This is a genomic window from Bacteroides sp. Phil13, from assembly GCF_001940965.1.
Lineage (GTDB): Bacteria > Bacteroidota > Bacteroidia > Bacteroidales > Bacteroidaceae > Bacteroides > Bacteroides intestinalis.
This window is the reverse complement of sequence record NZ_MSHA01000049.1, coordinates 76,706-98,992: the sequence shown is the minus strand read 5'-3', so window position 1 is coordinate 98,992 and position 22,287 is coordinate 76,706. Positions and strand designations below refer to the sequence as shown.

14 protein-coding genes are annotated in these 22,287 nt (G+C 40.2%); 3 read left to right on the top strand and 11 right to left on the bottom strand.

Annotation, left to right across the window (positions count from 1 at the left end):
* Window positions 1–103: 103 nt before the first annotated feature.
* The 5 genes from BWI44_RS09205 to BWI44_RS09185 all read right to left on the bottom strand — a co-directional run bounded on the left by BWI44_RS09205 (window position 104) and on the right by BWI44_RS09185 (window position 11,822).
* Window positions 104–1,027, bottom strand: coding sequence for a BT_3044 domain-containing protein (locus BWI44_RS09205; RefSeq protein WP_195208626.1), 924 nt, complete (start codon window positions 1,025–1,027; stop codon window positions 104–106).
* Window positions 1,028–1,104: 77 nt separating this feature from the next.
* The gene (locus tag BWI44_RS09200) at window positions 1,105–3,120 is read right to left on the bottom strand and encodes a RagB/SusD family nutrient uptake outer membrane protein (protein ID WP_195208625.1); all 2,016 of its coding nucleotides are present in this window, start codon (window positions 3,118–3,120) and stop codon (window positions 1,105–1,107) included.
* Between the two features lie 15 nt (window positions 3,121–3,135).
* A complete protein-coding gene (locus BWI44_RS09195; protein ID WP_195208624.1) occupies window positions 3,136–6,219 on the bottom strand; it encodes a SusC/RagA family TonB-linked outer membrane protein in 3,084 nt (1,027 codons plus the stop codon).
* A 28-nt stretch (window positions 6,220–6,247) separates the two neighbouring features.
* Window positions 6,248–7,588: a hypothetical protein gene (locus tag BWI44_RS09190; protein ID WP_286813023.1), complete on the bottom strand. Its 1,341-nt coding sequence runs from the start codon at window positions 7,586–7,588 to the stop codon at window positions 6,248–6,250.
* 367 nt (window positions 7,589–7,955) lie between these two features.
* Window positions 7,956–11,822 carry a hybrid sensor histidine kinase/response regulator transcription factor gene (locus BWI44_RS09185; RefSeq protein ID WP_286813021.1) on the bottom strand — a complete coding sequence of 1,289 codons (3,867 nt, stop codon included), beginning with the start codon at window positions 11,820–11,822 and terminating at the stop codon, window positions 7,956–7,958.
* A gap of 109 nt (window positions 11,823–11,931) precedes the next feature.
* Between BWI44_RS09185 and BWI44_RS09180 the strand changes: the two genes are divergently transcribed.
* Complete coding sequence (locus tag BWI44_RS09180) at window positions 11,932–13,614, top strand: SulP family inorganic anion transporter (protein WP_007661143.1); 1,683 nt, start codon at window positions 11,932–11,934, stop codon at window positions 13,612–13,614.
* Window positions 13,615–13,679: 65 nt separating this feature from the next.
* Here BWI44_RS09180 and BWI44_RS09175 read toward each other — a convergent pair whose 3' ends face one another.
* From BWI44_RS09175 to BWI44_RS09165, 3 genes are all read right to left on the bottom strand, one after another.
* Window positions 13,680–14,189, bottom strand: coding sequence for a flavin reductase family protein (locus BWI44_RS09175; RefSeq protein WP_044154878.1), 510 nt, complete (start codon window positions 14,187–14,189; stop codon window positions 13,680–13,682).
* 216 nt (window positions 14,190–14,405) lie between these two features.
* Window positions 14,406–15,179 carry a radical SAM protein gene (locus BWI44_RS09170; protein WP_195208621.1) on the bottom strand — a complete coding sequence of 258 codons (774 nt, stop codon included), beginning with the start codon at window positions 15,177–15,179 and terminating at the stop codon, window positions 14,406–14,408.
* A 92-nt stretch (window positions 15,180–15,271) separates the two neighbouring features.
* Window positions 15,272–17,278: a helix-hairpin-helix domain-containing protein gene (locus BWI44_RS09165; RefSeq protein WP_195208620.1), complete on the bottom strand. Its 2,007-nt coding sequence runs from the start codon at window positions 17,276–17,278 to the stop codon at window positions 15,272–15,274.
* Window positions 17,279–17,386: 108 nt separating this feature from the next.
* Between BWI44_RS09165 and BWI44_RS09160 the strand changes: the two genes are divergently transcribed.
* Window positions 17,387–17,986, top strand: coding sequence for a DUF4294 domain-containing protein (locus tag BWI44_RS09160; RefSeq protein WP_007661149.1), 600 nt, complete (start codon window positions 17,387–17,389; stop codon window positions 17,984–17,986).
* Window positions 17,987–18,153: 167 nt separating this feature from the next.
* Here the strand turns inward: BWI44_RS09160 and BWI44_RS09155 are convergent, their stop codons facing one another.
* Window positions 18,154–18,681 carry an RNA methyltransferase gene (locus tag BWI44_RS09155; RefSeq protein ID WP_007211408.1) on the bottom strand — a complete coding sequence of 176 codons (528 nt, stop codon included), beginning with the start codon at window positions 18,679–18,681 and terminating at the stop codon, window positions 18,154–18,156.
* Between the two features lie 615 nt (window positions 18,682–19,296).
* Between BWI44_RS09155 and nadA the strand changes: the two genes are divergently transcribed.
* Window positions 19,297–20,235: a quinolinate synthase NadA gene (gene nadA / locus BWI44_RS09150; RefSeq protein WP_286813014.1), complete on the top strand. Its 939-nt coding sequence runs from the start codon at window positions 19,297–19,299 to the stop codon at window positions 20,233–20,235.
* Window positions 20,236–20,382: 147 nt separating this feature from the next.
* Here the strand turns inward: nadA and BWI44_RS09145 are convergent, their stop codons facing one another.
* Complete coding sequence (locus BWI44_RS09145; RefSeq protein ID WP_374937254.1) at window positions 20,383–21,288, bottom strand: sugar phosphate isomerase/epimerase family protein; 906 nt, start codon at window positions 21,286–21,288, stop codon at window positions 20,383–20,385.
* A gap of 108 nt (window positions 21,289–21,396) precedes the next feature.
* Window positions 21,397–22,269, bottom strand: a complete 873-nt coding sequence (locus BWI44_RS09140; protein ID WP_007661154.1) for a 3-keto-disaccharide hydrolase — start codon at window positions 22,267–22,269, stop codon at window positions 21,397–21,399.
* Window positions 22,270–22,287: the final 18 nt, after the last annotated feature.

Below are 22,287 nucleotides of genomic sequence, written 5' to 3'. Positions count from 1 at the left end.
TTACGTACAGAAAATGGCGCTTCTCACGAAGCACCACCTTCTTAAACTAATGGTAATAAAAAATGCAATCTGATTTTACCTTAAATATATTCTCTTAATTATCCTATTTTCTGTGTTCTTCCATCCAGTCGTTTATCTTACGCACTTCATCATCATTCTTGCGTTCTTTATAAACAAATCCTTTCGTTTCTTTCAGCAAACCATCCTCTTTATCCCTAAATGTGTACCACAAATCATATACTTCCATATCGGGATAATACTGGCCACCACCGTCAATAAGTTCAAACTTATCCCAAGACGTCAAATTCAAAGAATTGTCGGAATTCACGGTGATGTTAAAACAATAGTCCGGCCGGTAGTCCGTGGAACCTTTCGTCCATTCGTTCTTTTGATGATACATACGCACCGTATTACCATCAACTACCGCTTGCAGGGTACGAGGCGACTTGTAGACAACAGCATCATCGGGAGCATTTTGCAAAGCGATGGTACCGTCCATATAGTAGAGGCCGGAATAATCATTCATCAGATTCAAACGAATGAGCAACACCGTATCCTCCTTGGCCAGTTCAAAATGAGAAGTCTCTTCCAATTTAAACGCAAGCATATAGAGCGAGTCAATATGCAAGGTAGAGGGATCTATGTAAATGGGACAAGTACCAAATACTTCTCCCGCCTTTACTACTACATCCTCCTGCGGAATACTATAAATGCCATCGGCTAACGTGCGATACATAATGTCATCGGCCACACGCTCTTTTGCATTGTAATCTTCAATTCCGGAAGGATATTCCCGCACCTTGACAGTCACATCCGTCTTCGTCGGTAGCGAACCACTGATAGCCACAGAGGCATATACCGTGTCCTTTGCATAGCCGATATTCAGGTTTCTGTCCATAATTCTATCTTTGGCACCTACCAAATAAACCGATTCGGGATACAAATTCTCCTCCATAGGTATTTTATTATCGCAGCCCACCAAACTGAAAGCCAATAAGCCAAGCGATAAAAATGCTATTTTTCTCATATCATTTTAAGTTACTAAGTTTTTAAATAGATTTCCAATCCTGTTGCCCGGGATTACCAGACAACAGGGGGCAATGATTACCATCCTGGATTTTGTACTAATTTACCATTCTTTCTCAGCACATTTCTGTCGAGAGGCCACAAGTACATTTTATTAGAGAAGACTCGTTTCATGGTCTTTTCCGTGTTCCATACTCTTTCCGTATAGAACTGCTCGCGCTGTGACGATGTGGCGCTTACGTCCAGTCCTCTGATGGGTTTGTTGTACGCTTCGTAAGCATCTTTCCAGCGACGCAAATCCCAAAAGCGATGACCTTCAAAAGCAAATTCAATCTGTCTTTCGTGTTTAATCAAGTCCCTCATCTTGGCTTGGTTGGAAGCATCGGCTGCGGTGATGCCCGGCTGGCCGGCACGGTAGCGGATTTGATTGAAGCAGCTTACCATCTGATCCACATCACGGGTAACCGTCACCTGCGCTTCCTCATCCGTATATGAGCCTTCCATCTCATTCATAGCCTCTACATAGCCCAGCAATACTTCGGCATAACGGAACATTGGATAAGTTTTGGCTTTGCACGTACCTTCCCAAACGATACAATCATCTTGATTTACATATTTACGATTGGTATATCCGGTTCTGTTTCTATGATTATTATCATTCAAATTCGAGGCACTACCTCCGGAATAATAGTCTGTTACATAATTTTTGACACTAGAATCACCTCCACGATAGGAAGTACAAGGCCACACACAACCATTAAAACCAATAGTGGCGTAAAAACGCGGTTCACGACCATTGTCCCGATGAGCTCTCAAACCGGAAAGACGGTAATCCCCCGAGAATGTAGCATCCTGCCCTACCGCATTCCCGGACTTTTCTTCAGGAGTAGCCTCGCTAAACGCTCTACCATCTGCCATACGATACTCGTCAATCAAATCCAACGTGACACTATACATAGCATTTCCAAAGATTTTGCTGGGCGTAACAATACGATAATCGCCATATCCTGCCCCACCTCCCATTGAGTTCGGTATATAAGAAATATATTCTTTCACGATATAAGGCTGATAAGTACCATCAAACAGAGTCTTGTACGACTTATAAGGGTCTATATTTCCAGCCCCATCGGGAAAGTTGGCATCAGATACAGTTTCAGGAAGAGGCCATGTACCGGTACCTTTTCCATTATCCAACTTGGTTACCGTATGAATGGCATACTTATTCATATCAATAATCCGCTTGAACGTGGCAGCCGCTTTTCCCCACTTGGCTTTATCTTCCGTTTGGGCAATGAAGTTCCTGCCCTGTGAATCTTTCCAGTCTGCATAATAGGTATTTCCGTTGAAAAGAGGACTGGCGGCATAAAGTTGCAAACGTGCTTTGAAGGCCAGAGCAGCACCTTTGGTGGGCACATATTGCAAAGTCTCGATTCTATCGCCCGGTAACAAATTGGCCGCCATCTCAAAATCTGCACAAATCTTTTCCACACATTCGTCATACGTGGAACGTTCAAAGGAGGCATTAGCCACATCTTCGTCTGTTTCGAAAGCACGGTCGGGAAGTATCACCACCGGTCCGTATAATCTTACCATATAGAAATAGAAATAAGCACGCAGGTAATAGGCTCTTCCCATAAAATCACGCATTTCCATTTCAGTTAGTTCCTTGTTTTTGGAGATATTCTCCAAAATAATGTTAGCCTTACGTATTCCTTTATAACAATCCGGCCACGGATTATACCGTGAATTCGTCTCTGTTACTTCATCATAGAGTATCGCATTGCTGGCCCACACGTTTGGAACAATACCCTCATCCGAACCCAATCCGCTGGGTAAAGTTGCAACTTCTCCCCAATCATTTCCGGTCAGTCTAGATTCATCGGGAAGCAGGGCAGCCGCTCCATTGATATACTCTTCCGTTCGGGAACGGGAAAGGAATATGGAGTCGAGCGTGGTCTGGTCATATACATATTTCTCAATGTCCAAGTATTTTTCGCATGAACCGAAAATGAAACTCGAACCAAACACAACGACTATAATGGCAATTTTGCCAAGAAGTCCAAATATTCTTTTATAATTTCCAAATTTTATCATAATTGTCAGGTTTCATTAGAATGAAAGATTTAATTGCAAAGTGTACACACGTTGGATAGGATAAGCCTTTCCATTGTCCCCCGCCTGCGCCGGGTCTAACATTTTTTCCTTAGACCATACAGCCAGGTTATCACCAATCAGGCTGAAGACCGCCTTCTGAAGACCCAGTTTTTTCAGGAATGCACCCCTAGCCGTATAAGACACCTGTACATTCTTCAAACGTAAGTAACCGCCATCCGACAACCAAAATGTAGAATTTCTATCGTTGTTGGCACTACCTCCATAGTAAAGACGAGGATACTTGGCATTCGGATTCTCAGTAGCAGGGTTTCCTGATATTTCACGGGAGATCCAGCGATTAGCCGGGTTGGCGAAATCCGTAATCACGTTACCGGCAGCACTTTTTGCAAACGGGCGATACATATTATCTCCCTTGAAATAGGTAACACGGCTTACTCCTTCAAACAGGACACTCACATTGAAATTTTTCCAGTTAAACTCCGTAGCAAATCCATACTGAATCTGAGGTACATAAGAATACTTCAAGGGCACCTCATCATCCGAATTGATAAGACCATCGCCATTGATATCCTTATACTTGATATCACCCGGCAAATAATCGCCAAATGTCTGACGGGGGCTGTTATCTATTTCTGCCTGATCTTTAAACAATCCCAAAGCTATTAGTCCCCGGTTGATACCGCTTTGATAACCTACAGCTGATTGATAAGGATATTTCTTGAGATCTTCCTCATAGTTGGTAATCTCGTTCATAGACTGCGTGTAGTTGGCACGTACAATCAGGTATTTGTTATTGTCACCCAAAGGCTGCGTGTACGAGATGGTACCATCCATACCCCAGCTCTTCATTTCACCCACGTTGGCCCAAGGCAATGTTACAAGTCCCATCTCCTCGGGTACACTCTGGCGTTGCTGATAAATACCGGAACGTATATCCTGGAAGAAATCGACTGTCATATCAAAACGTTCGTGAAGGAAACGCATATCAATACCGATATTAGCTTTCTTGGCCTTCTCCCAGCGCAGGTTACTGGAACCTACTTGTGTTTCCGTCAAACCGGAACCGTTATTCCAAATACCGGAACCCGTATAACCAATCAAAGTCAAATAGGGGAAACGCACCGAGTCATCCCAAGTGAGGCGATCATTACCTACGATACCATACGAAGCCCTGATTTTGAAATAGTTAATAAAATTATCCCTATCGCGAAAGAATTTGTACTGCGTAGGTGCCCAACCCACAGAAACAGCGGGGAACCAACCAAATTTCTTACCTTTCTCAAAAGCCTCCGAACCGGTGTAACCCACATTAAGCTCAGCCATATAAGTATCATCATACGAATAAGAGAAACGGCTTGAGTAACTGTTATAACGCTTAGGAATAGCAGTCAACAATTGATTATACTTCGACGCTTCATAATCGCTCCAATCAGCTTTAATCAAAGCACCTACACGGTGCAGCTTATTAAACACACGGTCGTAATTCAGTCGGAATTCCCAATAGAACTTACGACTGGAATCTTGGTAATTTCCGTATGAAGGATCCCTAGATTCAGACATCTTTTCCAAGTTGAGTGTACCGTCACGATTGCGGCCATAAGCATAATAGATGGCCGGCATTTTTTGACGCATTTGCGTCAATGCACTATAAGAGTCGATATTGACCAAACCCGAAATAGAAAGTCCGGGAGTAACCATCTTTAAATCTTGATTGAGCTGCATCGTGATTTTATTGTTGTTAGAATACAGTTTCTGATATCCTGTCATGTTCAACAATACATACGGACTGATTTCAGAATTACCACTGCCGTAACCCGGAGCCTCTCCCGTAGTGTACATCAATGGCACGGTAACCGGAGTCAGATTGGACTGTGCTTCCCACAATGCCTTAGTGTCGTTTCCATATCCCGGATAGTTTTGACTCACAATCACTGTTTCCTCGTTCAACGAAAGGGTAGTGGTAGGTGTCACATTCACGTCCACATTGGCACGGAAGTTAAACTTATTATAGTTTACGTTTGTATTATATCTGTTTACGTCTTTATCTTGCTTGAAGATAGCATCTTTCGTGGTAAAGCCGGCACTGATGTAATAGCGAGCCACTTCACCACCACCCGATGCACTCAGAAAATATTGCTGATTCCAGGTATAATCTTTCAAAATTACATCTCGCCAATTCACATCAGGATGCAAATCAGGATCCATGTGATTTCTAAACAAATCCACATCCACATCGGAATAGATAGGAATGCGGCCACGTGTCACGGCAGCTTCATTAGCGAGCGCCGCATAAGTTGCCGCATTTACAAATTCAGGCATACGTGCAGAATAAGAAATACCGGCATTGGCTTTCACCTGCAAATTCAACTTTCCCGCTTTTCCTTTCTTGGTACTTACCAATACTACACCATTGGCACCACGCACACCATACACAGCCGTAGAGGAAGCATCCTTCAAGATAGAGAAACTCTCAATATCTTCGGGGTCGAGTGTATTCAAATCTCCTTCAATACCGTCAATCAACACCAAAGCTCCCTGTCCGGCACCAAAAGTACTGATACCACGTACCCAGAACTCAGAGAAGTCCTTACCCGGCTCTCCACTACGTGTAACGGAGATGATGCCCGGTACGCGTCCACCCAGCATATTGGTTACAGACGAGGCGGGTGTCTTCAGCGTGGCAACTTCCACACCCGTAACAGCTCCCGTCACGTTAATCTTTTTCTGTACTTTACCCGATGCCGTTATCACCACTTCGTCCACCAGGTTGGCGCTCTCTTTCAGCACCACACGCATGCGCTCGTCGCTCTTGGTCATTCTGATTTCCTGCGTGTCATATCCAATATAGGATATAAGCAAGGTGTTGCCGGCTTTGATGCCTGTCATGCGGAAACGTCCGTCCAAATCTGTAATAGCACCCATAGAGGGGACTTCCTTTACAGATACCGACACACCGATTAAGGCCTCACCCTTTTCATCCATTACCAGACCGGAAGCAGTCACGGTCTGTTGCGCATAGGCTGAACTCATAGAAGTCATCCATGCCATGAGAAACAATAATATATATTTTATCTTCATATTGATTCATTTTATATTGGTTCTATGTTTACTCGATTGTCATTTTTCTGATTGCTCTTGAATTTTCTTCACCAATAAAGAAATTCTCTTCCGAATCAAGAGAAATGCACATCGGGCGATCAAAATATGCATCAGTAGGGAATCCATTTACCTTTCCTGATTTATCGGGATTTCCTGCCACCAAGGAAACAAGGCGTCCATCAATCTTCAAAATGCAATGGCCTGTAGCACAGCATACATACAGTTCGCCACTGCTGTTTACAACCATACCCATAGGCTCTCTCAACACGGCATCATTCAATCGGTCCCCTAATGCAGTGGTACCTCCCGATCTGAAGCCGGCATAACGCTCCACATTCCACTTGCCGGAGTCATCTTGCCAAACCTTCAAGATACCGTTATTTTCAGCAAAGGAGAAAAAGAAACATTTGTGGAACTTGCTGTAAGTGATGTCGCTACGCCACTGCTTGGTGTTCAATCCGGCAAATTCTTCCGGGAAATCGGAGTATTTAAACATGGTTTCGTAGCTTTTTTCCTGCAAGTCAATCCTATAGAATGCATCGCCGCCTCTGCAATAGACGTAGCGGTTATCTTCGGCATAAGCCAAAGCGCCTTGGTTGTTTCCAGTGTGGTTTTCGGCAGGCACTTTGATGCCGAGTGAATTGATTGTCCATCCGTCTTCGCGGGTAGCTGTATATACCGCACCTCCCTCACGAGGCATGATAGTGACTTTTTCTTTTGTATTGTCTGCTACGACAGAACCCATGAAACCTATACCTGTCAATTTAATGACCATGCGGTCATCCAACGATACGAAATAGGTTCTGTCACCCCATCCACCTCCGAGGAAGATAAAGTTGTCACCCTTCTGTCCTGCCACTGTTGTAATTCCTGTACCCTGTGTCAGCCGGAACTCATCCATCTTGATGCTTCCTCCGCCATCGGTCCAGTCCTCATCGGTGAAAGCTCCCAATATGGTCGTCACCGATTGTGTCTGGTAATACTTGAAGTTGACATCGGAAGATGTGTATTTCGTTCCGTCAACTTCAAGCGTCACTTCATTGTAACCGGGTGCCTGCTTAGGAATAAGCCCATAGAGTTCCCGACCGTTGTTGTTTACTATAACCGCTTCCTTGTCGGCAAAGAAAACTTTGACTTTTCCGGTCGTGTCAACCGGAAAGTTTCCTTTGATAATAAAAGAATCGTTGATTCTTCCCCAGTCGGGTGACATGGATTTTAACTCAATAGGCTTGCTCGAATCATAATAGTTGCCTATTTCAGGCCATTTCTCAATTACTTCTTCGCCATTGCAACTTGCGAACAAAATACTTAAGAAAAGAAAAACCAAATAAAGCTTATTGTTTTTCATAATATATAAGTAATGGGGTTCTATGTTTTTCATTACTAATAGTAGTCATTGGTACCAGCCCCCCTTTAAATACCAAAGCTACGTAAAACTCATTGCAGATTACCGAAAGTGATATGTATCGCTACGGTTATCTCTGATTTTACAATCTTTACATAAATAGCTGACTTAACCGTCATCATCATACATACATTTCATAAGATTAACTTGATTAGATTTAACATAACAATAACTCCATCGACATACATTCCGTACATCGATACACAAAGCTACAGAAGTGTACCCAATACACTTTTAGATATTAGATATATAATTTTAGATATTAGATAATCTATACTACAAACGATAAAAAATAGGAAAAAGAAGTAAATTAGACCTCTGTAGGAGACTTACCAAAGTACTTTTTAAATACCGTACTAAAGTAACTGATACTGGAATAACCACAAAGTTCGCTAACTTCCGTGATGGTGTATTTATGAGATTGGAGTAATTCTAAAGCTCGGTTTAAACGAATGGATTTAATAAACTCAATAGGTGATTGACCTGTCAATGCTTTTATTTTTTTATATAATAGTGAACCGCTCACATGCATTTCCATAGCAAAGCTTTCTTTGTCAAAATCCAGATTTTGCATATTATTATGAATTACTTCCACGGCTTTTTTCACAAACTGATCATTAAGCTCATTCGCCAAAATAACCTGTTGCTCATCATTCTCCGGTTTTATCAATTTCAAAGCTTTCTCTCTGACAATTTCCCTGTTTCGCATAAGGGACTTTATCCGTTGCTCCAAAAGTGATATATCAAAAGGCTTTGTGATATAATCTTCTGCCCCCAGACCTAAACCTTCCAATTGGTCACTTTTATCACAAAGTGAAGTTAACAGGATTACCGGAATATGCGAAGTTTCAAAAGTAGATTTAATCAATTTACATAACTCAAACCCATCCATATCAGGCATCATCACATCCGAAATAATCAATTCAGGAGATTCTTTCTGAAGCAATTCCCATGCTTCATTGCCATTGCCAGCCTCTAAAATGTAATATTGATTTTCAAAAGAACACTTCAGGAAGTTCCGCAAATCCTTATTATCATCTACGATTAATATAGATTTCTTCTTTCCGGATCTATCATCTTCCTGTTTATATTCCGACTGATCAGACGGACCATCGGCAGATGTGATATTGCCCGGTTCTTCATGTTCAACAGGTGCAACTTCAACCACTTCTTTATAAGGGATGTTTATTTTGAATAAAGAACCTTCATTCTCCTTACTTTCAAGCGAGACTTTTCCCTCATGCATCAAAACGTAATTTTTCACCAACAACAGGCCTATCCCGGAACCTACCATGCGTGAATTAACCTTATTATCTCCCCTATAAAACTCTTTGAACAACTTTTTCTGAGCATTATCCGAGATACCCAATCCATAATCTCTTACCTCCAAGCTCCAATAGTACTCATTACAATTCAATGTAAGCTCCACTTTACCATTCGTATGGGAATATTTGATTGCATTAGATATCAAATTATCAACGACTTTCTCTATTTTCAATTCATCGACAGCTGACATATAAGATTCCTTGTTAGAGACAAACTCTAATATAACATTCTTTTTCCCTGCTGTAGACTTGAACATCGTTTTCCGCCTATATACCAAATTAACAATATCAACCATTACCAAAAACAGTTGTCCTTTTCCCATATCTACTTTCTGGAAATCCAGAAGTTGGGTTGCAACATTAGATAAGCGTTCAGACTGTTCCATAGCCAGATTCAGATAATAATGTCCTTTCTCTGACAATTCTTCCTCTTTATTCAATTCCTGAATAGGTGCATTTATCAGCGTTATCGATGTACGAAGATCATGAGCAGTATTTGTGAAAAAACGAATTTTATCTTCGGCATGGCGCTGTTTTAAACGATTTATATAGAATTTAAGCACAAAGAATGTAGTACTCATTATAATAATGAATATCACCAGGCGGAACCACCACGTCTGCCAGTAAAGCGGAATAACGTGTATATCCAATGTACGTTCATCAACTATCTGAGAAAGTGAATTATTGTACATTCTTACTTTAAGCCGGAAATTACCATTAGGAATATTGGTATAAGTAATTATTTGCTGACTGGAAGGATGTGACCACTCCACATCAAGACCTTCCATTTTCCATGAAAATTTTATTTCTTTGGAAGAAACACCAATAGGCAATACCTCAAGCGTCAGAGTATTCTGATCATATTTGAATGAAATATCAGTTTGCTTATTTACCGGGATTCCACGCAACAAATCCTGATTTTCTCTGATAGAACTACCGGAAATATTGATATTCTGGAAATAAATCTGTCCGTTGAGCTGGGTATGATATAACTTATCTGGATTAAACATTACCGCTCCATTATTGGTACCCCACATCAATTCGCCATTGCGTAATTTGCAGCTGGCATTCACATTGAACGAAGCACTGGAAAGAGCCAAAGTGGAATAATAAGTATGTACCGTACTGTCGGCAGGATTATAGCGACACAATCCATTTTCCGTTCCTAACCATAGATACCCATTATCATACATAACACTGTTAACATAATTAGATGGCAATCCGGATTCCACTGTTATTTTATGAGTTTCACGATTCGTATAATTATAGTGTAGCAATCCGTCTCCGGAAGTAGCCACCCAAATATCATCCTCCATTACTAAAATATCTTGTGCAAGGCATTCTGGTAAAAAAGATATTTGCCCTGTTTCTTTGTCTAACAAAAGCACAGAATAAGTACAGGCCAACAACATTTTTCCTGGAGAAAACTCCATAAACGTACGCATGGGCTGTGCACCATACGTATGAAAACGTTTTTCTTTCGTTAAATAACATATTACATCTTGGATACCCCCAATCCAAATATCACCCTCGCTATCCTTATATATATTCATTATGAATTTACCATCAGACTTCAAATCCGATGTATTCCGTGGATAATGAACCAATTCTTTTCCGGTATTCCGATCTAAAACATAAAATCCGGATGAGAACGACCCCGCCCAGATGTTTCCTTCATTATCTTCACATAATGCCAGAAATACCTGTGCCTGTGCCTGTTTATTCTGATAATAAATATCCCATTCATTAGTGGCTACTCTCCACCTGCTTATCCCATTATTCGTAGCAAACCAGATATCTCCTTTGCTATCTTCAAGTATCTTGTTTACATTATCATTCCCTAAAGAATTCGGATTATTAACCTGATGGGTAATTTGATTAATTAATGGAGACTTCCAGTCGAAAAAAGAAAGTCCACCTGTATAGGTAGCGACCCATACTCTTTGCTTACCATCACAATAAATATCATAAACTCCATCCCCGCGAAGAGAGAAAGGATTATCAATATCTTCTTTCAGAATGTTCAGAACCGTTTTTTTATCCTTATCCAATTCCCATACTCCCTGCCCGTCAATCCCAACCAATAATGTTGAATCAGAACTTTCCGTTATCACTCCGATTGGCTGCTTTGGAAAATCAGAAAATGGCAATAACGATTTTTTTTTCATGTCCAGATAAAAAAGACCGTCAGTAGAAGTCCCTATCCATAAAACCTCTCCTTTATTATCATAAAAAAGACTGCTTATCTGAAAAGTATTATTTATTTCATATACACTTTTTTGTTCCAATGTATTCATATTCAGCAAACTAATGCTATCCTGATGTGTTACAAGCAAATGTGTCTGATCATAAGGTACTATACTCGGTGTCATGATTTGTTTCTCTCCTATTTGGGAAAACATTCCATTCTTATATTTACACAATCCTCCGGAAGTGGGAATCCAGAGAGCCTGTTCATCATCAATAACAACTTTGCCTACACTTAAATAAGAATTTTTTAATGAAACCCTAAGATCCAGAAATAAATCAAACCGGTCATACAGTTCATTATAATGAAAGAATTGGCCATTATTCGTATATGCTATTAAAAACGAATTATTATAGGCCAGCTTGACATTAATGATATTGGCTGTTTTATAAGGAAGCTGATAGATGCGATAATCACTTTCCGTAATTCTCAATATACCCGTTTTAGAAGAAGCCCAAATAAAACCATTCTCATCTTTGCAGACAGAAGCCATCTCCCGCATGGAAATTCCATACATCGTATTAATATTATAAAACTTCACATCCGAAGCATATATATTAAAAATAGAAAGGAAAAGAAAGAATATAAGCAGTCGTGATTTCATAATATTACAGTTAGCTGTTGCAAATATAATATATTTGAAAGCAATCAACCAATATATGCATTATTTTGTCTAATTTTGCACCTCGTTTCACAAAAAGTACAGATTATTTATGAAAGCGTTCGAATTCAAACCAAAGCTATTCACGGCTTTGAAGAACTACTCGAAAGAATTATTCATGGCAGACCTGATGGCCGGTATCATAGTAGGTATCGTTGCTCTCCCGCTTGCCATTGCATTTGGTATTGCATCCGGTGTATCACCCGAGAAAGGTATTATCACGGCAATCATTGCCGGATTTATTATCTCCATGTTGGGAGGTAGCAAAGTACAGATCGGTGGTCCTACAGGAGCTTTTATCGTTATTATTTACGGCATTATCCAGCAATACGGAGAAGCGGGATTGATTGTTGCCACGCTAATGGCGGGAATCATTCTTATTCTGTTAGGGATATTCAAGTTGGGTGCCGTAATTAAGTTTATCCCTTATCCTATCATCGTAGGATTTACCAGTGGTATTGCTGTCACTATTTTCACCACCCAAATAGCTGATATTTTCGGACTTAGTTTCGGTGGTGAAAAGGTTCCCGGAGATTTTGTCGGGAAATGGATGATTTATTTCCAGCATTTCGACACCATTAACTGGTGGAACACGATTGTCAGCATTGTAAGTATTGTAATTATTGCCATAACCCCGAAATTCTCAAAGAAGATACCGGGATCGCTGATTGCTATCATTGTAGTAACAGTAGCGGTATATTTGATGAAGACTTATGCCGGAATCAACTGTATAGATACCATTGGTGACCGTTTCAGCATCAAAGCGGAACTGCCGGACGCAGTAATGCCTTCACTGAACTGGGAAGCTATTCAGGACTTATTCCCTGTAGCCATTACCATTGCAGTATTAGGAGCCATCGAATCATTGCTTTCTGCCACGGTAGCAGATGGTGTTATCGGTGACAAGCATGATTCCAATACGGAATTGATAGCACAAGGAGCTGCCAATCTAATAACACCTTTATTTGGTGGTATTCCTGCCACCGGTGCTATTGCACGTACAATGGCCAATATAAACAATGGTGGTAAAACCCCTGTTGCAGGTATGATACATGCAATGGTGCTTTTGCTTATCCTTCTGTTCCTTATGCCTTTGGCACAATATATTCCAATGGCATGTCTGGCAGGTGTACTCGTAATAGTCTCTTATAATATGAGTGGATGGCGTACGTTCAAGGCATTGCTGAAGAATCCGAAATCAGATGTCACTGTATTGCTGATTACCTTCTTCCTGACAGTAATTTTCGACTTAACCATCGCTATTGAAGTGGGTCTTGTCATAGCTTGTGTACTTTTCATGCATCGCGTTATGGAAACCACTGAAATTTCTGTTATTAAAGATGAGATAAATCTGAATGAAGAATCTGCCAGCAAAGAAGAAGAAGAAAACTTGTCCATCCCTAAGGGTGTGGAAGTATATGAAATAAACGGTCCTTACTTCTTTGGTATTGCCACTAAATTTGAGGAAATCATGTCCAGACTGGGAGACCGTCCTAAAGTGCGCATTATACGTATGAGGAAAGTACCTTTCATCGATTCAACAGGTATTCACAATCTAACCAATCTTTGCCAGATGGCGCAACGGGAGAAGACAACAATCGTACTTTCCGGTGTGAATGAAAAAGTACACAAAGCGTTGGAAAAATCCGGTTTCTATGAGCTTCTGGGTGAAAAGAATATCTGCCCGAATATCAATGTGGCATTGGAAAGATCGAAAGAATTATTGAATGAGTAAAACAAGGTAATAATATAAAGGAGGGAATGAAAAAATCATTCCCTCCTTTATATTATTAAAGATATTTATTCTCTCATCCATGCTCCAGTAATCTCTGCTACATAAATATGATGTAAACCGCCATGGGCACCACCATACCATTGCTTACAAACACTTGGATCAATGAAACAATCTTCTTTCATTACATTCGTATAGAGCTTACGGCATTCCATACTGAGACGTCCTTGTTCAAAAAGAATATTTCCTTTTTCAGTAATAACCGGTTTCAGTCCCGTCTCTTTTACCTTGTCTACTTCCCTACCCGACTTGCTTCCACATATCTTATGGATAGCTCTATTCTCTTCTCCCAGGAAAGAAAGCGTGAAGTATTCACTCTTCTCAATAAACTCAAACGTGTAACGTTCCGGACGGATAAAGATATAGACCACTGGTTTGTTCCATAGGAAGCCTATACCACCCCAACTGGCAGTCATCGTATTGAAATGATCTTTATTACCTGCCGTCACTAGCATCCATTCTTTACCAATAACTTCAAAGAAGTTCTCTGAAAGGTCTTTAATTGCAATAGGTTTCATTGTATGCATATTATAAAATTATTCACTTTAATATTTCTGATAAATTCCATACTTGTACATGACGTATATCTTCTCTTGAAGACCAATAGTTTCGATTATAATCGAAACTAATCCGTTACTTTATATAGTCTTAATTCAAACGCTTATTACTCCATTATTTCCCGTTTGCAGGATCTATATACCCAATGTATTGGATATATAGATCCTGTAAACCGCTTAATAAGAAACACTAACCGGAAGACCTTCTTCTTTAATTAAAGAAGCAATGCGGTCCAGTTCTTCATGAGTAGCCTTACAAAGATCATGGTCAGGCGTTTCACGATCAATGGTATAAATCATCACCTGGTGGGGTTTTATCTCTTTCACAACCTCCAGCCACGGAAGAACGTACTTATCCGAAGTATTATCCACGTCTTTCCCTTGATAACTGCCTTTCATGAACATGGTCTGAATAATGCAGTTTCCTTGAAAAGCTTTCATATGTTCTATGATTTCGTCTATGGAATAATGCCCTGTAGGACGATCCACAGTATGAATATAATCCTCATCTACCGTATCAAGTTTCAATATGTTGTTATCTATCTTATTCAGCGCATCAAACACTGCAGGGCGGTGAATAAAGGTGGAATTACTCAATACACTGACTTTAGCATTCGGGAAATACTTATCACGAAGCATCAACGTATCTTCTATGATTTCAGGAAAATGCGGATGAGCTGTAGGCTCACCATTTCCGGCAAAGGTCAATACATCCGGTTGAGGTCCGTTCTGTTGCATATCTTGCAATCTGGCTTCAAGAGCATCGCGAACCTCTTCGCGGGTAGGCAATACTTTCTTGGGACGATGGTCTGCATTGAAACCGCATTCACAATAAATGCAGTCGAATGAACACACCTTACCATCTTCCGGCAACAAGTTAATCCCTAAGGATACTCCCAAACGGCGGGAATGAACAGGACCGAAAATGGGAGACGGGTAAATTACAGTCATTTTATTTACTATTTGACAATTGACGATTCAAATTACTGAATTACTATAAAAACCAGATACAGTATTTTCAGCGTTTATAACGGCAAAGTTAACTAAATCTTTATACGAAGTTGCATTTGTAAGTCGGCTTTTTTGTTTCCTTGTATCAGGTCGTTACCCGAACCAATATTCTCACGATCTTCGTAGATAGTCTGCCCGAATTTAACAAGGAACATAAAAACTTTGTTCACATCATATCGGACACAAGCAGAAAAACGAAATCCTTGCCCATAAAACGAAGGTGTATAAAAGGTATAAAGCAATCCTTTTTCAGAAGCATAGATACGGGAATCGTAATCATCCGTATGGAAATAAGTACCCTGCACAGATATCTTTATAGGAAAAGAAAAAGCATATGAGCAGGATTGTGTAAACTGATATCCCTGGCTTCCCTCCTGCCCCTGCGAATGAAAATGATTATAATCCACCGTTGTTCGTAACTGTAGATGATCCGGTGAATAAGTCAGTCGGTAACGAAGGCGGTGCTGATAAGTAGGAAGGATAACTTTTCCATCCGTACCCGCCACATCTCTCTCTTTTCGCTTATAGCGATAATTAACATACATAGATAAATTTCGCTTAGGAGAATAGAGTGATTGAAACATACCATCCACACCTTGCGATGGTTTACTGATGCGGTATTTCCACCAAGGAAAAGAAAATAAATCCAAAGAAGCGAAGAACTTCCAATGTGCCAAAGGCGATGCTTCGGTAGCCAGATACCAACCATTTTCATTTTGCGGTGCACTGCTTTCACCAAACGAACGTGCAAACATTGCCCAGTAATTATGGCTATAATATCTATGAACAATCAGCAGTTGATAACCGGTTAATATGTTATATTTCAACTGGTTCAACAGTGAATAACCTTGTTTACCCATAGCTGCTTCACCTGTCAGAGTAAATCGATTCCAACGATATTTATAATCTACCCCCACATTATGAAAGTAATTCCCTTGCAGATTATACTTGGCATAGGTTCTTAATACCGGTTGATAACTACGGTTGAAAAAGTAGTAAATGCCTGTCATTCCTACTTTTAGATTGTTCTTTTCATAGGTGATATTCCCACCCATCAGCTGTAAAGTGAAAGCATTTACTTTATCTGCTTCCTTCTCCGTACGATGCAATCCGGTTTTATAAATAGAGGTAATTTCATTCCCTTCTATGACTCCATCTATAGACCGATGTGAATAAAAACCGGATAACTGAAGTGCAGGAATAACCTCCACTGTTGCCGCAGCACCCCTGAAATAATTATATTCATCCGTAGAACTATGCTTCCGAATACCACTATTACGGTTATCCACCGTTGAGAGAGAATAAGTTTTCCCTAAACGGAAATCAGTGCTGACTACCAACCCTTGCCCGAAACTTAATCTGTAATTTCCCAATGCCAACGTTTTCAACTTACCCAAATTACGAAGCAGAAAGTAAATAGAATAATAATCATATCCTTTTTCATTATGCAAGGCAAAGAAAGGTTCTCCTGCATCCTTTTCTGCTGTAATTCCCATTTGGAGATAATCTCCATAACGATACCCATATCTCAGAGAATGATACATTGCAGGTCCCAAATAATTTTTTTGATAACCTTTACGGGTATAAAAGGGCACATCCAGCCGGGTTAATACCTCCTGTTTACCATATTTCAACAGACTTTTCAACCGGGGAAAACCTTTCTTTTCCGCAACAGGATGCACACAAACAAAAGGGAGTAGCAAGTCGATGGTATGCTTATCCATTTCTTCCACCAATTGCAGTTCATAAATAGTTTGCATCTGCCCGTGTATATACACATAAGCCAAGATATTTTCAATTTGAATATCCGAAAGAAAAGAAAATTGCTCTAATTCATGTTTAGTAGTAACATTGATATTAACAGGTTCGTGCAAACGATTGGAAAGCTCTTCAAGCTCATCTTCCCAATTCTTTTCTTCCTCATCCATAGAGAGTTGCTCTATGTTCTCTTCCCATAGGGACACGCTTGTATTTTGGGCTTCAAGTACAGGAGTCATCAACAGCATACTCAGAAAAACTCCCAACTTGAGTAATTTCATTCGTGTAAATAAGTTTAATTGTCGCGAAATTACCATAAATAAGTTAACAAGGCAAGGAAAACATCGACAATCAAACCAAATATAAAGATAAACACTTAATTTTGTGGCATGAACGCACGGCTGAACATATTCATTATCGTAGTCTTCCTTCTGTTCGGAACTTCCCTATGCCAGGCACAGGAAACGAAAACCGAAGGATACCTTGTTCCTATGTGCATTTACGAAGGAGACACTATCCCGTATATAAAGATACCTACCGTTTATATTTTCAAACCTCTCAAATTCAAGAACAAGAAACAATTGAATGAGTATAACCGACTAGTATATAACGTAAAAAAGGTATTACCTATCTCCAAAGAAATCAACCGTGCAGTTATTGAAACTTACGAATATATGATGACTTTACCCGATGAGAAGAGCCGTCAGAAACACATGAAAGCGGTAGAAAAAAGCCTGAAAGAACAATATACTCCACGCATGAAAAAGCTTTCTTTCTCTCAAGGAAAGTTATTAATCAAGTTAGTGGATCGCCAAACTAATTCCACGGGTTACGAACTGGTAAAAGCCTTCATGGGACCTTTTAAAGCAGGTTTCTATCAGACTTTCGCCGCACTGTTCGGTGCCAGTCTGAAAAAACAATATGATCCCACTGGAGATGATGCGCTTACCGAACGGGTTATTCTGTTGGTAGAAAGCGGACAGCTCTAATAATGTTAAGAACATTGTTAGTAATGAAAAACAGTCATTATAGAAAACCATGTATTTCAAACACTTATCTATGTTGAAAACTTCTATGAACCATTGTTCATTTCTCTATCGATAAGGACATGATAACCACTGTTTGAACAGGGTTCAAACAACTTATCAACACCTTGTTATTTCAGTTTCTTAAATAAATCCCAGATAACGATACCGGCAGTTACAGATACGTTCAATGAGTGTTTCGTACCATATTGGGGTATCTCAATACATCCATCAGAATGGTCAATAACCTCCTGCTGAACTCCTTTCACCTCATTGCCCATAACTACTGCATACTTTTTAGTACGGTCTAAAGACAACTCATCCAACATGATACTGCCTTCCGCCTGCTCTACGGAATAAACAGTATATCCTTCCTTTTTAAGGTTATCAACAGCTTCAACACAGTTATCAACATACTTCCAGTCGACAGTGAATTCAGCACCTAAAGCTGTTTTATGCATCTCAGGATGGGGCGGAGTAGCTGTAATGCCACACAGGTAAATACATTCCACCCGGAAAGCATCCGAAGTACGAAATACAGAACCAATGTTATGAAGACTGCGGATATTATCCAATACCACCACCAAGGGTAGCTTCTCAGCTTCCTTAAACTCCTCTATACTAATACGATTCAGTTCTGTTATTTTCAGTTTACGCATGACAACTATACTCTTTAAATAGCTTTTATTAATAGATTGATTTACAAAGACTTGTTTAACACAAGTGTTTTATTTGCACCACACTTGTGTTTCATTTATACAACACAAGCATTACAGACAAACCACACAAGTGTAGAACAAACAACGTACTTATACGTTATCTTTTTATTCCTGTTGCAAAGATACTTCTTTCCGTTCACATCCCTGTTAATAACCATTGAAAAGCTGTCAAAAGAGTAGGGAAAGAAATTCAAAAATAATTCTTGCAATATTCAAAACAACGTATATGCACCCACCGGAATGAACATTCCAAAAAAGTTAAGAGAAACTTTCTGAGGTTATATAAACACATTTTTCAGCCCTATTACACCGGTTTATAACCATAAAGTTATTAACTTTGCACTTTATCAACAAGGTGTTGAAAGAGTTTTATAGATGGCTTATTATCAAGAGATATACCTTTTATTTGCCCGTTGATAACGTACGGATAAAGTTTTATCTCATACTAATAACTTCTCCGGCAAGAAAAATCGTATTTACTTGTCGACACTATTAACAGCCTATCATCACCATCAAAGGATTTTTAAATTAGAAAGAGAAATAAAAAATATAATTATGAATAATCTCATAGAAGCTATCAAGCAACTTAAAAAGGAGAAGAACGCGATTATTCTGGGGCACTATTACCAGAAGGGGGAAATACAGGATATAGCCGATTACGTCGGCGATAGTCTGGCATTAGCTCAATGGGCGGCTAAAACGGAAGCGGATATCATTGTGATGTGTGGTGTTCACTTTATGGGTGAAACAGCCAAGGTGCTTTGTCCGAATAAGAAAGTGCTGGTTCCTGATATGGCAGCCGGTTGTTCGTTGGCGGACAGTTGTCCGACGGACAAGTTCAGTCAGTTTGTCAAAGAGCATCCCGGATATACGGTGATATCTTACGTGAATACGACAGCTGCCGTGAAAGCAGTGACGGATGTTGTGGTAACTTCTACCAATGCGAAGCAGATCGTGGAAAGTTTCCCCAAAGATGAGAAAATAATCTTTGGTCCTGACAGAAATCTGGGGAATTATATTAACTCTATCACGGGGCGCAATATGTTATTATGGGACGGCGCATGCCATGTACACGAACAATTCTCGGTTGAAAAGATTGTTGAATTAAAGACGCAGCATCCCGATGCAGTGGTCTTGGCACATCCCGAATGTAAGAGTGTAGTTCTGAAGTTGGCTGATGTGGTAGGTTCAACTGCAGCATTGCTGAAGTATGCAGTGAATCATCCCGAGAAAGAGTATATTGTTGCTACCGAATCGGGCATCCTTCATGAGATGCAGAAGAAATGTCCGCAAACGACGTTTATTCCGGTTCCTCCTAACGATAGTACCTGTGCCTGCAATGAATGTAGCTTCATGAGATTAAATACGCTGGAAAAGCTTTATAATTGCTTGAAAGACGAATCTCCGGAAATAATAGTAGATTCTGAAATTGCCGAGAAAGCAGTGAAGCCTATCAAGAGGATGCTGGAGATTTCGGCAAAGCTGGGGCTTTAATAAACTTTGGTTGTATGAATTATTAGCTACGCTTATATTCTGTTAAAGTCGTATGAAATGACAATAGGGTGTATCAAGATAAATGATACGCCCTTATTGTTTTCACCATCCCATTGAAGAGTATTTTCAAATAAATAATTTTCCTGTTTATTTGCTATACGATGCTTTTACAAAGGGAGCTTCAAGTAAATAGTCTAGGCTTTGCTTTACACTTTCTTCTACAGGACAACTGTATTGTTCGATCTCTGCCACCAAATGGTGCACACCTGCTTTATCTGTATTTTTGAAAATAGCATCGTAACCTACCATACCGCTTTGCCCTATTTCGCGGTGGTCTTTAATGTGGAGCATTGTGAAGCGTCCGGGATATTTATTGAAGTAATCTACCGGACTGTTATCTCCACGCACTACCCAGTAAACGTCCATTTGGAAGAATACATATTCGGGATTGGTGTGTTGCAGCATATAATCCAGCATTATTTCCTTGTCTTCTACTTTTTGGAATTCGTGAGCATGGTTGTGGTAACCGTATTTCAGTCCGGCAGCATTGCAACGCTTGCCCACTTCATTGTAATAATCACAGTAGGTCTGCAATTCTTTCAAAGTCTTGGGTACGCCAAGCCATGGAGTCACAATGTATTCCATACCGGCAGCTTTGTGATCAGCTATACATTGATCCCACCATGCCAGAGCTTCCGTAAAGTCACCTGAAGATAATTCCTTGTCCGACAAGCCGTGCGATGTGTGTGAGGAAAGTACTTTCATTCCATTGGTCTCTACCATTTGTTTAAACTCTTGGGGCGTCTTGCCATAGAATTTTCCATCATTGTAGTTAGCAGCTTCCACACTGGTATAACCCATATCTGCCAAGTCTTTCAGAATTTTGTTGAGGTCTCCGCCATTGTTTATCAAATCTCTCACGGAATAGAGTTGTATGGCGACTTCTTTTTTTTCTTTTTCCTTCTTTTGGGGGGATTGGGGTGTGGTACATGCTTGTGGCACAGTCAGACAGAAGGTTGTCAGCACTGTAAGTAAATAATTCTTCATTATCATGTTTGTTAATTTTTCATGGATTATATTGGATAAATGCCTGCAACGAGGCTGTCGCTTTTAAAAGCGATGATTCTCATTGCAGGCATCGTTATGTTTGAAAAGAAAGGATTAGTCAAGAACCTTCACGCGGATGTTACGGAACCAAACGTCGTCTCCATGGTCTTGTACACCAATGAAACCTTCGTGATTGTCTCCGCCACAGTTGTTCAGGAGTTCAAATGCCAAAGGCCATTTTTCTTCACTGAATTTGCTGGCCTGCAACATATCTGTCCATTGCTTGGTCCATAAGTGGTATTCCAATACGTTCTCGTCGTTTTGTCCATGAACTACGGTGCCTTTGTATACCATAATTTTGGCTTTATTCCATTCACCGAATGGTTTGGCATTCTGAGGAACTGCAGGAATCATATCATACAGAGAAGCTGCCTGACGGTTATTGTCCTTGCCCAGTTTGGCATCGGGATGATTAGCGTTGTCCAGTACTTGGAATTCGGGAGCGGAGATGTAGATAGGTTCCAACACTTCATTACCGTCCTTGTCTTGAGAAGTGACTTCCTGAGCCAGATAGAAGATACCGGAGTTACCACCTTTCGAAATCTTCCATTCTAATTCCATCTCGAAGTTTTTGAATTTGTGGGCGAAGATTAAATCGCCTCCTTCACCAGTCTGTCCTTCACCAGTACCTGTGCCGTTAAATTTAAGACAGCCATCTTCAATAGTCCATCTGGAGGGTACTTGGTCTTTGCCATATCCGCGCCATCCGTCCAAGCTTGTTCCGTCGAAGATAGTTATATAGCCATCAGCGTCTATCGGTAGGGTCAGACTGTCTGTTTCAGCTCCCTTTAATGATTTGGAATAAGATAATGTAACGGTAGTAGGCGTACTTTCTTCCGTAACATTTTGTTTTTTGGCACCGCCTCCACAAGAAGCTAGCATACCACCAATGAGGCAGCAAGCCAAAGGATAATAAATTTTCTTCATAATAAAAAAATATTAAAT

Coding starts and splice junctions, on each gene's coding strand:
- BWI44_RS09205 (WP_195208626.1), bottom strand. CDS start 1,027: ATGAGAAAAATAGCATTTTTATCGCTTGGCTTATTGGCTTTCAGTTTG.
- BWI44_RS09200 (WP_195208625.1), bottom strand. CDS start 3,120: ATGATAAAATTTGGAAATTATAAAAGAATATTTGGACTTCTTGGCAAA.
- BWI44_RS09195 (WP_195208624.1), bottom strand. CDS start 6,219: ATGAAGATAAAATATATATTATTGTTTCTCATGGCATGGATGACTTCT.
- BWI44_RS09190 (WP_286813023.1), bottom strand. CDS start 7,588: ATGAAAAACAATAAGCTTTATTTGGTTTTTCTTTTCTTAAGTATTTTG.
- BWI44_RS09185 (WP_286813021.1), bottom strand. CDS start 11,822: ATGAAATCACGACTGCTTATATTCTTTCTTTTCCTTTCTATTTTTAAT.
- BWI44_RS09180 (WP_007661143.1), top strand. CDS start 11,932: ATGAAAGCGTTCGAATTCAAACCAAAGCTATTCACGGCTTTGAAGAAC.
- BWI44_RS09175 (WP_044154878.1), bottom strand. CDS start 14,189: ATGAAACCTATTGCAATTAAAGACCTTTCAGAGAACTTCTTTGAAGTT.
- BWI44_RS09170 (WP_195208621.1), bottom strand. CDS start 15,179: ATGACTGTAATTTACCCGTCTCCCATTTTCGGTCCTGTTCATTCCCGC.
- BWI44_RS09165 (WP_195208620.1), bottom strand. CDS start 17,278: ATGAAATTACTCAAGTTGGGAGTTTTTCTGAGTATGCTGTTGATGACT.
- BWI44_RS09160 (WP_007661149.1), top strand. CDS start 17,387: ATGAACGCACGGCTGAACATATTCATTATCGTAGTCTTCCTTCTGTTC.
- BWI44_RS09155 (WP_007211408.1), bottom strand. CDS start 18,681: ATGCGTAAACTGAAAATAACAGAACTGAATCGTATTAGTATAGAGGAG.
- nadA (WP_286813014.1), top strand. CDS start 19,297: ATGAATAATCTCATAGAAGCTATCAAGCAACTTAAAAAGGAGAAGAAC.
- BWI44_RS09145 (WP_374937254.1), bottom strand. CDS start 21,288: ATGATAATGAAGAATTATTTACTTACAGTGCTGACAACCTTCTGTCTG.
- BWI44_RS09140 (WP_007661154.1), bottom strand. CDS start 22,269: ATGAAGAAAATTTATTATCCTTTGGCTTGCTGCCTCATTGGTGGTATG.